This window comes from Pasteurella multocida, from assembly GCF_900187275.1.
In the GTDB taxonomy this organism is placed as follows: domain Bacteria; phylum Pseudomonadota; class Gammaproteobacteria; order Enterobacterales; family Pasteurellaceae; genus Pasteurella; species Pasteurella multocida.
Map to the genome: position 1 here is coordinate 1,349,137 of NZ_LT906458.1, position 14,310 is coordinate 1,363,446.

Annotated in this window: 13 protein-coding genes; 2 read left to right on the top strand and 11 right to left on the bottom strand. The window is 41.4% G+C overall.

The features are described from left to right. Window positions 1-24 precede the first annotated feature (24 nt). The 11 genes from CKV69_RS06150 to CKV69_RS06200 all read right to left on the bottom strand — a co-directional run bounded on the left by CKV69_RS06150 (window position 25) and on the right by CKV69_RS06200 (window position 12,374). A complete protein-coding gene (locus tag CKV69_RS06150; protein ID WP_005722290.1) occupies window positions 25-1,479 on the bottom strand; it encodes a catalase in 1,455 nt (484 codons plus the stop codon). Between the two features lie 933 nt (window positions 1,480-2,412). Continuing rightward, entirely contained in the window at window positions 2,413-3,633 is a 1,221-nt protein-coding gene (locus CKV69_RS06155; protein ID WP_014326331.1) for a BaiN/RdsA family NAD(P)/FAD-dependent oxidoreductase, read from the bottom strand. 72 nt (window positions 3,634-3,705) lie between these two features. Beyond that, window positions 3,706-4,542 (bottom strand): tetratricopeptide repeat protein, encoded by an 837-nt coding sequence (locus CKV69_RS06160; protein WP_014326332.1) that lies wholly within the window; start codon window positions 4,540-4,542, stop codon window positions 3,706-3,708. After that, a complete protein-coding gene (nrfF, locus tag CKV69_RS06165) occupies window positions 4,539-5,024 on the bottom strand; it encodes a heme lyase NrfEFG subunit NrfF (RefSeq protein WP_014326333.1) in 486 nt (161 codons plus the stop codon). Before nrfF ends, CKV69_RS06160 begins: the two co-directional genes overlap by 4 nt. Beyond that, window positions 5,008-5,574, bottom strand: coding sequence for a DsbE family thiol:disulfide interchange protein (locus tag CKV69_RS06170; protein ID WP_005721368.1), 567 nt, complete (start codon window positions 5,572-5,574; stop codon window positions 5,008-5,010). Before CKV69_RS06170 ends, nrfF begins: the two co-directional genes overlap by 17 nt. A gap of 16 nt (window positions 5,575-5,590) precedes the next feature. Next, the gene (nrfE, locus tag CKV69_RS06175; RefSeq protein ID WP_014326334.1) at window positions 5,591-7,516 is read right to left on the bottom strand and encodes a heme lyase NrfEFG subunit NrfE; all 1,926 of its coding nucleotides are present in this window, start codon (window positions 7,514-7,516) and stop codon (window positions 5,591-5,593) included. 74 nt (window positions 7,517-7,590) lie between these two features. After that, window positions 7,591-8,550 carry a cytochrome c nitrite reductase subunit NrfD gene (gene nrfD / locus CKV69_RS06180; protein ID WP_014326335.1) on the bottom strand — a complete coding sequence of 320 codons (960 nt, stop codon included), beginning with the start codon at window positions 8,548-8,550 and terminating at the stop codon, window positions 7,591-7,593. Further along, entirely contained in the window at window positions 8,547-9,227 is a 681-nt protein-coding gene (nrfC, locus tag CKV69_RS06185; protein ID WP_005721361.1) for a cytochrome c nitrite reductase Fe-S protein, read from the bottom strand. Before nrfC ends, nrfD begins: the two co-directional genes overlap by 4 nt. Then, window positions 9,224-9,871, bottom strand: a complete 648-nt coding sequence (gene nrfB / locus CKV69_RS06190; RefSeq protein WP_005721359.1) for a cytochrome c nitrite reductase pentaheme subunit — start codon at window positions 9,869-9,871, stop codon at window positions 9,224-9,226. The genes nrfC and nrfB overlap by 4 nt, the downstream gene beginning before the upstream one ends. Before the next feature lie 85 nt (window positions 9,872-9,956). Continuing rightward, window positions 9,957-11,435 (bottom strand): ammonia-forming nitrite reductase cytochrome c552 subunit, encoded by a 1,479-nt coding sequence (gene nrfA / locus CKV69_RS06195; protein WP_016570054.1) that lies wholly within the window; start codon window positions 11,433-11,435, stop codon window positions 9,957-9,959. Between the two features lie 462 nt (window positions 11,436-11,897). Then, complete coding sequence (locus tag CKV69_RS06200; RefSeq protein WP_005751011.1) at window positions 11,898-12,374, bottom strand: surface-adhesin E family protein; 477 nt, start codon at window positions 12,372-12,374, stop codon at window positions 11,898-11,900. A 242-nt stretch (window positions 12,375-12,616) separates the two neighbouring features. On the opposite strand from CKV69_RS06200, the gene purM reads away from it, so the two are divergent. Both purM and purN read left to right on the top strand, forming a co-directional pair. Further along, window positions 12,617-13,654, top strand: coding sequence for a phosphoribosylformylglycinamidine cyclo-ligase (gene purM / locus CKV69_RS06205; RefSeq protein ID WP_038641900.1), 1,038 nt, complete (start codon window positions 12,617-12,619; stop codon window positions 13,652-13,654). Then, window positions 13,654-14,295: a phosphoribosylglycinamide formyltransferase gene (gene purN, locus CKV69_RS06210; protein WP_014326337.1), complete on the top strand. Its 642-nt coding sequence runs from the start codon at window positions 13,654-13,656 to the stop codon at window positions 14,293-14,295. The genes purM and purN overlap by 1 nt, the downstream gene beginning before the upstream one ends. Window positions 14,296-14,310: the final 15 nt, after the last annotated feature.

The window sequence follows — 14,310 nt, forward strand, 5'->3', positions numbered from 1 at the left end:
AATATTCATAAAGTTCAGAAGGTATTATTTTGCTAAGTTTGCACGAATTGCATCTGCTAATTCTTTGCTCACTTTATCAAACAAGGCTAATTGTCTTTCAACGATTGCACTGTCTGTCACACCAGATAAACCGGCTGCGAAGTTTGCTGCCACACGTGCTTTTTGATCCGCATCGAATAAGTTGTAAAGTGCGGCAGGTTGTGTGTAGTAGTCTTCATCATACTCACGGAAGTTAAAGTGTGCTGCTGAACGTTCTAACTCTAATGCAGGCTCTTGTTGGTGAGTCGGCACATAAGTATCAAAACGGTTCGGTGCATAGTTAGGGTGTGTACCACCATTGTTATCTACACGCATTGCGCCATCACGGTGAGTGGTGTGGTATGGGCATTTTGGTGCGTTCACTGGGATTTGGTGATGGTTAACCCCTAAACGGTAACGTTGTGCGTCTTGGTATGAGAAAAGACGACCTTGTAACATACGGTCTGGTGAGAAACCAATTCCCGGTACGATGTTAGAAGGTGCAAACGCAGCTTGTTCCACTTCTGCGAAGTAGTTAATTGGGTTTTGGTTTAACTCTAATACACCCACTTCGATCATCGGATAATCTTTGTGTGGCCATACTTTAGTTAAGTCAAACGCATAGTTATGTTTGTGTGCATCTGCTTCTGGCATGATTTGCACTTGAACATTCCAACGTGGGAATTCGCCACGCTCAATCGCTTCGTATAAATCTTGTTGGCTTGACTCACGGTTTTCACCCACCACTTTAGCCGCTTCTTCATTAGTATAGAATTTGTGACCTTGTTGTGTTTTGAAGTGGAATTTCACCCAGAAACGCTCATTTTGTGCGTTAATAAAGCTATATGTATGGCTACCGTAACCGTTCATATGACGTAAGTCAGTTGGAATACCACGATCACTGAAAAGAATCATGATTTGGTGTAATGATTCAGGGTGACGTGACCAGAAATCCCATGCCGCGTTCGCATCACGCAAGTTAGTTTGTGGATTACGTTTTTGCGTATGAATGAAATCTGGGAATTTCAATGGATCACGGATAAAGAAGACTGGTGTGTTGTTACCCACTAAGTCCCAGTTACCTTGTTCAGTGTAGAATTTTAATGCGAAACCACGCACATCACGCTCAGCGTCTGCCGCACCGCGCTCACCCGCTACTGTTGAGAAACGTAATAAGACTTGTGTTTGTTTACCGATACCATTGAATAAATCCGCTTTAGTGTATTTGCTGATATCGTGTGTCACAGTGAATGTACCGTACGCTGCTGAACCTTTTGCATGAACAACACGCTCAGGAATACGCTCACGTGCAAAGTGTGCTAATTTCTCTTGGAACCAAACATCTTGTAAAAGTAATGGACCTTTAGGACCCGCAGACATGGTGTTGTCGTTTTCAACAATAGGTGCACCAGCTGCATTCGTTAAGGTTTTTGAACCATGGTCAAATGGGCATTTAGACATAATAAAATTCCTCTCAAATAATAGAAATCGAAGATTCTGAATTTATGAACGGGATACTCCATTAGCGAGTAAATATCACTAGCTGAGTACCTTGTGGGCTCCATTATATTTAGAAAAAAAACACTCGCAATCTATTATTTTGATAGAGAAAAGTAATTAAAAAGGAAATAACAAACAACGTAATAAATAAAACCTATTATGTGTAAACAAGTAAAACAGCACTGTCCTATCAAAGCTCAGACAGTTATTCACATAGCGTTCATTTTCGCGCAATAGCGACGGTTTTACCTATCACTCCTTTTCATACGGATTGCGTGGTGGTTAGTAGGAAATGTACTCCGTTATCCTATTAGCTGTCATTGTTTATACAAAATAAAGTAAACAATGTGCTTGCTATAATATAAATAATCAAGAATACATTTAACCTATTTGGAAATAAAAATGGGCAAGCTATATAACAGAGAATATAGATTACAAAAATAAATACTTATTTTGCAGAACCAAGTGAAAACAAATATCATTATTTATGATAATGTTATTTTAAAGAAAGAAAATATTGCAATGAATGCACTATAACATTAAATATCAAGGAAAGGAAAAGAAATAAAAATAGACATCACTGAAAAAGCAGATTTCTCTCTTTTTCTAAACAAATTTTCTCCGCAGCTATCACATTTCATCACATCAGGTGTTATTTCGTTGTACTATCAGTATTACTCCTAACAATATCACTGCATAACAGGTTTCGCTATTTTTTATATGAGTGAATTCAGCTTGGAAAATAATATTTCAACACATTGGATAAGCTGAAAAATAGCAAGATTAACTTATAAGGATACCTATTTCGATAGGTTTTACCTAACACAAAAAAATGCCAACGTGAAATATTTTCTTGCGTAAAAGGCGCTTTACTCAGCTTATGAAGAAGTAAAATCAGTTGTCGTCAACTAATGCCATAGCACAAGCATAAGCCGAACTCCATGCCCATTGAAAATTATAACCGCCTAACCAGCCAGTGACATCGAGCACTTCACCAATAAAATACAAGCCTTTTACGCTTTGTGCTTCCATGGTTTTCGACGAAACAGCACGGGTATCCACCCCCCCCATAGTGACTTCCGCAGTACGATAACCTTCCGTCCCATTCGGTAAAAATTGCCAATGATGGATCAAATCGCTTAATTGCTGTAAACGGACTTTGCTGAGTTGTGCAATCGGCTCGTCTTGAATGAGTTGTTGTTCGCTCCAAACTTCGACTAATTTTTTAGGCAAGACTCTTGCTAATGCATTTTTAAGCTGTAATTTAGGTGAAGTGGTACGTAATTGCTGCAAAAATTCCGCAATATCTTGAGGCAATAAATTAATCTCCACGGATTCGTTCGGTTGCCAATAGTTAGAAATTTGCAAAATAGCAGGACCAGAAATACCACGGTGAGTAAACAACATTTGATTGCTAAAGGATTTGCCACAGTTTGCCGTAACAACTATCGGTAACGCCACGCCAGAGAGGGTGGTATACACTTTATCTGCTTCACGCCAAGTAAAAGGCACTAAGCTGGCTCTTGGTGGCAAAACCTTAATCCCAAATTGCTCTGCCACTTGATAGCCAAAAGGTGTTGCCCCTAAGCCCGGCATAGACAGCCCTCCTGTCGCAATCACTAAAGCATCGCAATACCAAGTTGTTCCATTAGCAAGTAATGCAAAACGCCCTTTTCTTCCTTGTTCAGCATCTGCTTGGTTCAGTTGGCGGATGTCGCTCACTTGTTGGCGTAACTGAATATTTACCTGATAGTTGGCACATTCTGTCGCCAGCATATCCACGATTTTTTCGGCGCCTTCATCGGTGAAGAGTTGACCTAATTCTTTTTCATGATAGGCAATACCATAGCTTGCCACCATGGCAATAAAATCCCACTGGGTATATCGGGCTAAAGCCGATTTAACAAAATGAGGATTCTGCGAAAGATAATGTTGTGGCGTCACTTCTAAATTCGTGAAATTACAAAATCCACCACCTGACATCAAAATTTTTCGTCCAATCTTTTTGCCATTATCGAGTAAGGTGACTTGTTTGCCTAACTTGGCGGCTTGGCTTGCACAAAATAATCCCGCTGCACCCGCACCGAGAATAATTACATCAGAATAGTTGTTCATAAGCTTGTTTGATCACCGTATTGCGGTTAAATAAAATCAGGCATGGTTCCCCCCCACCTGATTTCAAGTTATTTAATTGGATTGCTGTCTAAATTGCGCCATTTGTATTCGCTGAATCAGTAGGCGACGTTCGACATTCGGTCGGTCGGAGTCTAACATTTTTTGCCAGGTTTGTGCGGCTTTCTGATAATTTCCTTGTACAAAAGCATCTGTAGCAATCAAAGACAAGCTCGCTGTTTCAAAAGGATCAGCCGTTAAGGCTTGCGTTAATAGTGCATCCACTTTAGCTGTCATTTTTTGTCCAGCTTGATAATAATACGCCGTTGCTATCGCACCAAGAATAGCCGGTTTGTCACCTAATAATTGTTGGGCATTGCCATAGGCAATTAAGGCGTGCTCTACTTCGGCATTGTCCAGATAAGCTTGCCCAAGCAATAACCAATTTTCTGCATGATTAGGATCTTGACGTAATTTTTGCTGAAGTTGCGTGATTTTATCCTCGTGTTGCTGTGAGACAGCTTGTTCCATTAACTGCATTTGTTGCGCTAAAAAGGCTTGCTCACCGACTTCGACGGCAGCATAACGTGGCAAAGAAAAATAATACAGCGTTGGAACAGTCAACAATAAGACAATTAAAAACAGATGAAATTTAAACGAAAAGCGCTCACTTTTTTCACCTGACTGTTGCTCAAAGTGCGGTCTATTTTGGAAAAATTTTTCATCTTCTAGTAAGCGTTGCCCTAACTCTTTCGCCAATTCGGGATCAGATTGTCTTGCTACTTGTGCACGATAAAGTGCCACATTTTGTTGTTGGCGATAGTGTGTCTGCCATGCTTGCCATTTTGCCAAAGGTAACATCAGGAACACCACAATCAATAACCCAAATAGTGCTAATCCCCATCCCATCATTTTTTGTTTCCTGTGTGCTCCGTTTGTTTAAGTAATTGCGTTAATTTCGCTTGTTGTGCCGGATCTAACGCGGTAGTGTGCTGCGGTTTTTCACGCTTTTTAGCATAGCGCCACATGAGACCAAACGCTAACACAGTTAAAAAGATTGGCGAAAGCCACAACAACAGGGTTGTCCACTGAAACGGGGGCTTATATAACACAAAATTACCAAAACGTGCCGTCATCGCGTCGATAATTTGTTGATTGTTTTTTCCTTCGTTCACCATGTTGTACACCTCAATGCGCAAATCATAGGCAATTGGCGAATTGGATTCGACCAAGTTTTGATTTTGGCATTGTGGACAACGCAGCGCCTTTGCTAACGCCACTGCACGAACCCGTTCTTCAGGGCTGTTAAATGAGTAAGTATCCACCATATCCGCCCGCGCAAAGACACTGATCACAAAGACAAAACTCAGTAAAAACTTACCGCACTTTGGCATTTTCAGCCTCCAATTTTTGCCATTCTGGGATAAACATTTCTTGCCACACCTCTGGCGTTAATGGACCTGAGTAACGATAACGAATCACACCGTATTGATCGATCAAATAGGTCTCAGGGGCGCCATCTACCCCTAAATTCAGTGCTAATTCCCCGCGACTGTCATTGATGACAAGCTGAAAAGGATTACCTAGTTGATTCAACATTGCCAACGCATTTTGGGGGTTATCACGGTAATTTAAGCCCACAATCGGCATCGATTTGGCTAATTGCATTAAAAAAGGATGCTCTTTTTTACAATATGCACACCAACTGCCCCACACATTGAGTAAAAAGGTCTGTTGAGGTAAATCCTGCTGAGTCACACGTCTTTCTGTGCGCAAAAGATCGGCTTGCGAAAACGTCGGTACAGGCTTACCAATTAAGGCAGAAGCGATTTTCTGCGGATCCTGCTGTAATCCGATGAATAATAAAGCGCATACGGCTAACAGGATCACAAGCGGTAAAAATACAAAGTGATTTTTTCTTTTTTGCTGATGTAGCATACTCATACTCTCACCTGTTCATTCAATCTGACTGACGACGTGGTTTTAGTTTATTGCTATTGCGCAAGGAAAATATGGCAAGCAAGGCACCGAGTGCCATTAAAAGCCCGCCAAACCATAACCAACGGATAAAAGGTTTATATTGCAAGCGGAAAGTAAATTCGCCTTGTCCCAATTTATCGCCCATTACAATATAGACATCACCAAGCCACCCCCAATCAATCCCAACTTCGCTCATGTTCATAGTACGCACATCATAATAACGGCGTTCTGGGTAAATCTCAGTATAAGCTTGGTTTTGCTTTGTCACCACAAAATGGGCTTTTTCACTGGTGTAATTCGGACCTAACACATGCTGAAAACCCTGATAGTGAAACTCGTAATCACCGAGTTTTTGGCGTTGTTGCGGTGCCAAGCGCACGCCAATCTCACTGCTGTAATAGCTACTCATGATCGCCCCAATTGCCGTTATCGCTACACCTAAATGCGCGATCACCATGGCGAGCTGTTTCAGTTTCAGCTGCGTCCATGGGAGCCATAACGTCGCCAGAATTAACCAAATCGACAAGCTTAACAAGCCATAAGCGCTGAAATTGAAAGGCAACCCTTGGTTATGATCTACATAATAACGGATTAATCCATAAGCCAATATAAGCGCGGGAAATAACAATAACGTACGTTGAATAAACGGTTTTTTATTCAGTGTTTTCCAACGTAAAGACAACACCAAAATCATAGCAAGCATTGCCATCACAAACAGTGGCAGAAAAATTGTATTAAAATACGGCGCGCCGACTGAAATAGATCCCCATTGTAATGCGGTAAAGACAATCGGATAAAAAGTGCCTAAAAAGACACTGACCGTGGCAATCGTCAATAAAATATTGAGAAGCAACAGAGCATTTTCCTTCGAAATTAAACGGAAACGTACCGCACTTTGTGGCAAGTTAACCTTTAATGCAAATAAAGTGAATGCACTCACAGTCAATAAAAAGAATAAAATCAGTAAGGCAATTCCCCGATCGCCATCTACTGCAAACGCGTGCACAGAAGTTAAGACGCCCGAGCGCACGATGAAGGTACCCAGTAAACTGAAAGAAAATGCCAAAAGTGAAAATAGCAGCGTCCAGTAACTAAAAATGCCACGCTGTTCTGTGATAGATAGACTATGTAATAGTGCCAAACCTAATAACCAAGGCATCAATGAGGCGTTCTCGACCGGATCCCAAAACCACCAGCCGCCCCAGCCTAGTTCGTAATACGCCCACCAAGACCCTAACACAATCCCTAAAGTTAAAAATAACCAAGATAGCAAAACCCAAGGGCGCATCATGCGAGCCACGGCGGCATCTAAATGCCCACTCACTAAAGCAGAAATGGTAATAGCAAAATTGACTGCAAAGCCCACATAGCCCAAATACAATAAAGGTGGGTGAAAAATCAGCCCCACATCTTGCAACATCGGATTTAAATCACGCCCTTCAAATGCTTGTGGAAAACTGCGTTCAAATGGATTTGATAAAAATAAAATAAAGAGACAAAAACCAAAACAAATGAGCCCAAGCACTGAAAGTGCTCGCGCACAAATAATCGGATCTTTATGACGACTGGAAAACGCAAAGAGAATCAACCAGAGTGCTAAAGCAAACAACCAAAATAGCATCGACCCTTCATGTCCACCCCAAGTAGCAGACACTTTAAAGAAAATTGGCAGTTGTGAATTAGAATGATGTGCCACATATTGCACAGAAAAATCATCGAGCGCAAAGGCATAGGCAAGGCAGAATAACGCTATACAAGTAAATATCCCAAAGAGATAACTCAAATTCCACGCAGTACCAATCATATACGGCTTACGCAAAAAAATGCCGACTTGTGGCACTAGCGCAAGCAAGAACGCACACAAAGAAGCGATCAGTAAAGCCAAAAAACCAAGTTCTGGGATCATAGTGAATATAAACAAATCTGAAAAGCTGTATCAAAAAGGCGAACTTAGGTTCGCCTTCTCATAAAATGAAGCATTTATGCTAGCGTCATTTGTCCTGCATAGAGGATAAAGAAACGCAAACATAACACGCCAATTAAGCCTAAGCAAGCCACCAGTAGCATAAAGCCTTTGCGATGTTTTAACTGCGGAGTGGCTATGCCATTGAGGAGTAATGGCAAGACTAAACCAATACCAACTACCCCAATCCAGAAGACATTTGCCCAGAATCCACCTAAAAGTGCGGCCTCAAATGCCACCGTTTTTTGACCGCCCCCTAAATACAAGCCAATAAAGAAGGCAGCAAGTAAAAAGATTTCCATCAACACTACCGGCAATTCAAATTTATGTAAGAAGCCTAACGCAGGTGAATGAGGGTCTTCTTTAGTAAAGAGCAAGGTACAGAAAATTAATGCCACAATACCTGACGATGTCCCTGAGGCCAAGAATAAAATTGGTAACACCGGGTTATTCAACATTGGGTAGCTAATCAAAGCCGATAATAAGAAGCCCGTATAGGCGCCCAATAACACAGAGAGAATTATCAAAATAATTTCAATTAACCCAGTGAATTTGGTAGCAAAGGCAATCAATTTATTCACAAATCGTAACGGTTTGGCATATTGCTCAATTAAAGTTGCCACAAGCTGATGGAAAATAATCGCTAGCCAGACCAGTAAAAATGCCATATATACTTGGAATAGCATAACCCCCATCGACATAATAGAGGTGGTACTGTAATTAAACATCAAGTACCAAAAGGTCCATGGCTTAGTTAAATGGAAAATCAAAATCACCAAGCCAATAATCAGACTTAATGGCGCCAAAAATGCCGTACAACGTATCACATGATTGTTTGACGGTTCTGCGCCAGCTAGCCCTGCGCGTTTTAACAAAACGGCTAACATGGTTGCACCGGCAGAGATCCCCAATAAGAACAAATAAACGGCGATGGTATGATCCCATACTAAAGACGGGAAATGAAATGGACTGTTCATCGTCTTAGCTCCCCTCTTTTAGCTGGTACATGATACAGCTGTGGATCGGTGCCTAATTCCACCTTCGTCCGATACACTTGCTGCGATTTGACTTTTTGTGAAATGGCACTGTCAGGATCATTCAGATCCCCAAAGGTCAACGCATTGGTTGGGCAAGATTCCACACAAGCCGGTAATTTGCCGTTAGCTAAATTGGTATCGCGACAGAAGTTACATTTATCGGCTGATTTATACACGGGGTGAATAAATCGAACACGATATGGGCAGACAGCAATACAATATTGGCAACCGACACAAAGATCTTTGTGCACATCGACAATACCTGTTTCTTTGTCAACAAAAGACGCCCCTGTTGGACAAACATGCACACAAGGTGCATTGTGACAATGCTGACAAGAATGGCGGAAAAATTCATATTCTGCGTTTGGAAACTCACCATAAGGCTCACTACGGATAATCTCCAAACGAGAAACCCCTTCTGGGACCTGGTTGGTTTCACGACACGCATCCATACAAGCAGTACAACCGATACAAGCGGTTTCATCGTGTAACATCGCATAACGAATTGTTTTTTTCGCCTCGCTTGCGTTCTGTCCCACTGATTTTATTGATGTTCCCGTCATGAGGATTAACGCTCCCATGCCGGAAACAAAGTTTCGGCGTGAGCAAGCTGTCATTGTTTATCCTTTTGTTGCGGAGCATAAATATGCGGTGGTTGTAAATTTGCCTTACGTTTTTGTTGTTCACCGTGACAATCCACGCAAAGTTTCACTTGGTCTTTCTTCGCAATACCTGACATTTTATCTTGTGCGGGATGCAAAGTATGGCAACTTGCACAAGGTAACTTCATGGCATGTACATCATGCGCCCAAAGTGTTTCGCGTAATTTTTTCGGTTGGTGACACGCAAAGCAAACCTGATTTTGTTCCTCTACGGTGAACATTGGTTTTTCATCGCTGAAAATATTGCCATGGAAACGCATCACATCTTTCACACCACGGCGGTGATCTTCAGAAATATTGCCATGACAGTTCACGCAGGTAATCGGTTTACCGGTATTCGGATTTTTTTCCGATAAATGAGTTCCGTGGAATTTTCCAAAATGGAACACCCCACCAGATTGGCTATCATTAGCTTCTAATTTATGGCATTTCGCACAATATTGGTTCGGATCACGTTGATGTTCCAATTGTGGCTCATACATTAATTGACTGACTTCGTTACTGTTGGCTTTCTCTGCCTGCGCGAAAGTCGCCACACTAAACGCAATCAATCCTGCCGTGATAGCGATTCCTTGTTTGATTAGGGAATGTAAGCGCATGTTTATTACCTCAAAATGTAGTGTTAAACGCACCGCACTGATCGTCATAACCTCAAAGTGCGGTCATTTTTGACAAAGTTTCTGTTTATTTCTCCGCAGGAAGTAAGCCTTTTTCACGGGCTTCTTTATCCCATTGAGGAACAACAGTTTTGAGGAATTCGGCTTTTGCCTTACGTTCTTTTTCAATATCCACGCCTGTCGCTTTCCACGCATTTTCTGCCGTTGAAATATCTGGCAATTGCACAGGATCGGTAATGCCATGTTTGGCTAAGACACGCACTAATTTAGTTCTGGCATCAGCGGATTTATCCAAGCCTGTCCCAATCACTTTCAACAACACATCTGGTGCATGAATATGTCCACCATGTCCTGCTGCTGCATAATCCCAACGCCATTGCGCATGACGGATATCTTGCAATGCCTCTTTCATTTCTTCTTTGGTCGCGCCGGCTTCCCAAGCTGCTTTCGCTTCAAAGTGTGCGGCAACCAATTGATCTTCAAGACGTAACATCACATCTTTAATTTCGGTTTTACGTGATTTGACCATTGCTTGTAATTTTTCTTTGCTTTGGTCATGGCAGTTTGCACAAGTGTGTTCAAAGGCATTAAAAGGGTTACCGATTTGATGGTCAGTATAGACTTTACCGTCTGCGCCCTGTACTTTTGGCATATGGCAGTCAATACAAGTCACTCCATTTTTACCATGCACACCGAGCATCCAGGTTTCATAATCAGGGTGTTGTGCTTTTAACATTGGTGCTTTCGAAACAGCATGTGTCCAATCCACAAAACCGATGTCATCGTAATATTTCTCCATGGCGTCCACGGTGATACCGTTATCCCATGGAAACGTCACTTGTTTTAAATCACCCGCGAAATAGTATTCCACATGACAGTTTGCACACAATGCAGCACGCTGATCTGTCCGGTCTGAGGTATCAAATTTATGATCAATTTTTTCTAAGGCACGTAACACGTAAGGACGCGCAATACGTAAGGCAGGTTTGCCTTCCGCAAAGTCTTTTGAGGTGGTGTCATGACAATCTGCGCAGCCAATCGGGTTCACGACTTCTGAACCACCACTTGCCCATGTTGCCCCAAAATAACCCGCTTCACCGCGCTCAGCAATTAAGCGAGGCACATCGGGACTTTTACAAGACCAACATGCCATTGGCATTGGACCCGCATCAGGCGTCATAGGCGCTGCTGTACGTAAAATTTCTCTCACATCGGTTACCGCGTAGAAGTGTCCACGTGGTTTTTTATAATCTTTGGCAAACGCATAGCCTGCCCATAGTACAATCACGCGAGGATCTTCATAGTTAACCGAATCAAGATCCGTCGATTTTGAGGTATCCGCCCAAGTTTGATATTGCTTTGGATATTTTTCTTTGAACAAATCGTTACGCGATTCAATTTTTAAACTTGGATTTGCTGGCTCAACCGGTTGTTCAATCGGTTTATATTCCGCTAGAACGGGCAATGTCACTGAGAGTCCCCAGATCATTGTCGTTGCAACGAATAAGCGTTTTTTCAATGTGTTCACGATAATCACTCCATTCATAGATTTAAACTTTAAATCACTTTGCCTATATAAAATGAATAAAAAAAACGACCAGACCTGCTCATCATCCTAAATGATAATTTTTATCATTAAAAACAACTAGCTAGCTGATAAAAAGAGAGTTCCTTAATGTCGAAAAATAGCAAATAACCATACTTTTTGCTGAGGTATTTCGCACTTTTTTGCGCTTGATCAAAATTTCATTCAGAAAGCAATCAAAAATGGAAATGTGTAGCATATAAAATACCTCTAAATAAGTAGAAAAAAGCCTTAAAACCCAAATAAGAAAGGCGTTTAGGTAACAATTTTGGTGAGAAACGAAAAAGATACCCATTTAGAGTTATTTGATAACAATGCTACATAAAAAAGAAAAGAGAGGGGATAAAATAATATAACTAAAAGCAATAAAAAATGTCCCCTCATCAAGGGGACACTGTTTCATTAATTCTCCGTGAATGCCTATTAATTTCGATAAATCCCTTTACAAATGACTTGTCCGAGAATCTTGTGTGGCGAGTGCATATAATGTTTTGCTAAAGAAAGATGCTGTATTTGGGTCGATGACGCCTCGCCTTTTCCCCAAAAATCTGCATGATAGGTCGCGCTGACTAAGGCTAAACCATGACTTTCACAATTGACAAAATACACTTGTCGCAATGATTTCGCATAACGTTCGGGCTGCTCAGGATAAGCATAAACGGCTTTTTCAAAATTCTCTACAACATCAAAATGCACTTGGTTTGGATTTAAAGGATCTTTTTTCACACGCTGCGCATCAATAAATTGATTAGGATTTTGTTCTAGTCTGACAAAACCAGACTCAATGAGTGTAGGCAAAGTCAATACAATTTCTGGTGGTTGTGGTTTCTCGACAGGCACAGGCGCGTTACAAGCAACTAAGCCAAACATGCTGATCATCATAAATCCCCATTTCTTCATTACTGACTCCTTTGACACTACCTGCGAGTGCTTTGCGAGATAAAAAAGTACACATTGATACGATGCCCACTATTCTAACGAGAGAAACAAAGGAGCAAAAGCCTTTTTATCGCTTTTTATTGTGCAAAAGACAAAACAACCTGACGCGTAAAAATTCTTAAACAACTATCGCAAACGTTTGCTTAGGCATGCTACAATTTAGCAGATTTAAATTTATTTTCTCTAACTTATAGGAAATCATTGTGAGCAAACAATCATTAAGTTACAAAGATGCTGGCGTTGATATCAATGCCGGTAATGCTTTAGTCGAAAAAATCAAAGCCGATGTCAAACGCACAACCCGCCCTGAAGTCATCGGTGGCCTAGGCGGTTTTGGTGCTTTATGTGCGATACCAACAAAATACAAAGAACCGATTTTAGTTTCTGGCACAGATGGTGTGGGAACCAAACTGCGTTTAGCGATTGATTTAAATCGTCATGATAGTATTGGTATTGATTTGGTCGCGATGTGTGTTAATGACCTTGTAGTACAAGGCGCAGAACCGTTATTCTTTTTAGATTATTATGCTACCGGTAAATTAGATGTGGATGTTGCTGCCAGTGTAATTAGAGGCATTGCTAACGGTTGTGAACAATCTGGCTGTGCATTGGTAGGGGGAGAAACCGCTGAAATGCCGGGAATGTATCATGCTGGTGATTATGACTTAGCAGGATTTTGTGTCGGTGTCGTCGAAAAGTCAGAGATCATTGATGGCAGTAAAGTCCGCGTAGGTGACGTATTAATCGCCTTAGGATCAAGTGGTCCACATTCAAATGGTTATTCTTTAATTCGTAAGGTCATTGAGGTAGCAGGCATCAATCCAGCAGAAGAACAACTCGCAGGTAAACCACTTGCGGATCAAGTGCTTGCATCAACTAAAATTTATGTCAAATCTATTCTACAATTAATTAAACACGCCGATGTCCATGCAATTTGTCATTTAACTGGCGGTGGTTTCTGGGAAAATATTCCACGTGTCCTTCCAAAAAATGTTAAAGCTGTCATCGATGAAAGCAGCTGGGAATGGCAACCTGTCTTCAAATGGTTACAAGAAAAAGGCAATATTGACACCCATGAAATGTATCGTACCTTCAACTGTGGCGTGGGCATGATTATTGCATTACCACAAGAAGATGTGGATACGGCACTTGGCTTATTAAAACAAACAGGTGAAAAAGCTTGGGTCATTGGTCAAATTGAACACGCCACTGATGGCGAAGAACAAGTGATTATTCGCTAATGAAAAAAATTGTTGTTTTAGTGTCAGGACATGGCAGTAATTTACAGGCATTAATCGATGCCTGTCATAGCGGACAGATTGCAGGTAAAATCGTTGCTGTCATCAGTAATCAAGCGGAAGCTTATGCTTTAGAGCGAGCTCAAAGCGCGTCCATTCCAAGTAAAGTGTTTTTACGCAAAGATTTTGCTAATAACCGCGCTATGGATGAGCAAATTGGTCATTATATTGAATCTGTCCAAGCCGATTTGATCGTACTCGCAGGCTATATGAAAATTTTAAGTCCTGCGTTTACTCAACGTTTTGCTGGCAAAATTCTCAATATTCATCCTTCGCTTCTCCCTAAATACCCGGGTCTCAATACTTATCAGCAAGCCCTCGATGCAGGTGAGCGCGAACATGGTACCTCAGTCCATTTTGTGAATGAAGAGGTGGATGCAGGTGCCGTCATTTTACAAGCGAAAGTGCCTATCTTTGCTGAAGACCGTATTAAAGACATTGAGCAACGTGTCAAAGCGCAAGAGTTACGCATTTATCCTTTAGTCGTCAAATGGTTTGTAGAGGAACGTTTAACGTTGATCGGTGAACATGCTTTCCTTGATGGCAAACAATTGCCCCCACAAGGGTATGCGATGGAAGAATAAATTGTTTAAAAAAAG

What these genes read in the sequence shown, in the direction of transcription:
- CKV69_RS06150 (WP_005722290.1), bottom strand. Translation starts at nt 1,479, where the DNA reads ATGTCTAAATGCCCATTTGACCATGGTTCAAAAACCTTAACGAATGCA.
- CKV69_RS06155 (WP_014326331.1), bottom strand. Translation starts at nt 3,633, where the DNA reads ATGAACAACTATTCTGATGTAATTATTCTCGGTGCGGGTGCAGCGGGA.
- CKV69_RS06160 (WP_014326332.1), bottom strand. Translation starts at nt 4,542, where the DNA reads ATGATGGGATGGGGATTAGCACTATTTGGGTTATTGATTGTGGTGTTC.
- nrfF (WP_014326333.1), bottom strand. Translation starts at nt 5,024, where the DNA reads ATGCCAAAGTGCGGTAAGTTTTTACTGAGTTTTGTCTTTGTGATCAGT.
- CKV69_RS06170 (WP_005721368.1), bottom strand. Translation starts at nt 5,574, where the DNA reads ATGAGTATGCTACATCAGCAAAAAAGAAAAAATCACTTTGTATTTTTA.
- nrfE (WP_014326334.1), bottom strand. Translation starts at nt 7,516, where the DNA reads ATGATCCCAGAACTTGGTTTTTTGGCTTTACTGATCGCTTCTTTGTGT.
- nrfD (WP_014326335.1), bottom strand. Translation starts at nt 8,550, where the DNA reads ATGAACAGTCCATTTCATTTCCCGTCTTTAGTATGGGATCATACCATC.
- nrfC (WP_005721361.1), bottom strand. Translation starts at nt 9,227, where the DNA reads ATGACAGCTTGCTCACGCCGAAACTTTGTTTCCGGCATGGGAGCGTTA.
- nrfB (WP_005721359.1), bottom strand. Translation starts at nt 9,871, where the DNA reads ATGCGCTTACATTCCCTAATCAAACAAGGAATCGCTATCACGGCAGGA.
- nrfA (WP_016570054.1), bottom strand. Translation starts at nt 11,435, where the DNA reads ATGAATGGAGTGATTATCGTGAACACATTGAAAAAACGCTTATTCGTT.
- CKV69_RS06200 (WP_005751011.1), bottom strand. Translation starts at nt 12,374, where the DNA reads ATGAAGAAATGGGGATTTATGATGATCAGCATGTTTGGCTTAGTTGCT.
- purN (WP_014326337.1), top strand. Translation starts at nt 13,654, where the DNA reads ATGAAAAAAATTGTTGTTTTAGTGTCAGGACATGGCAGTAATTTACAG.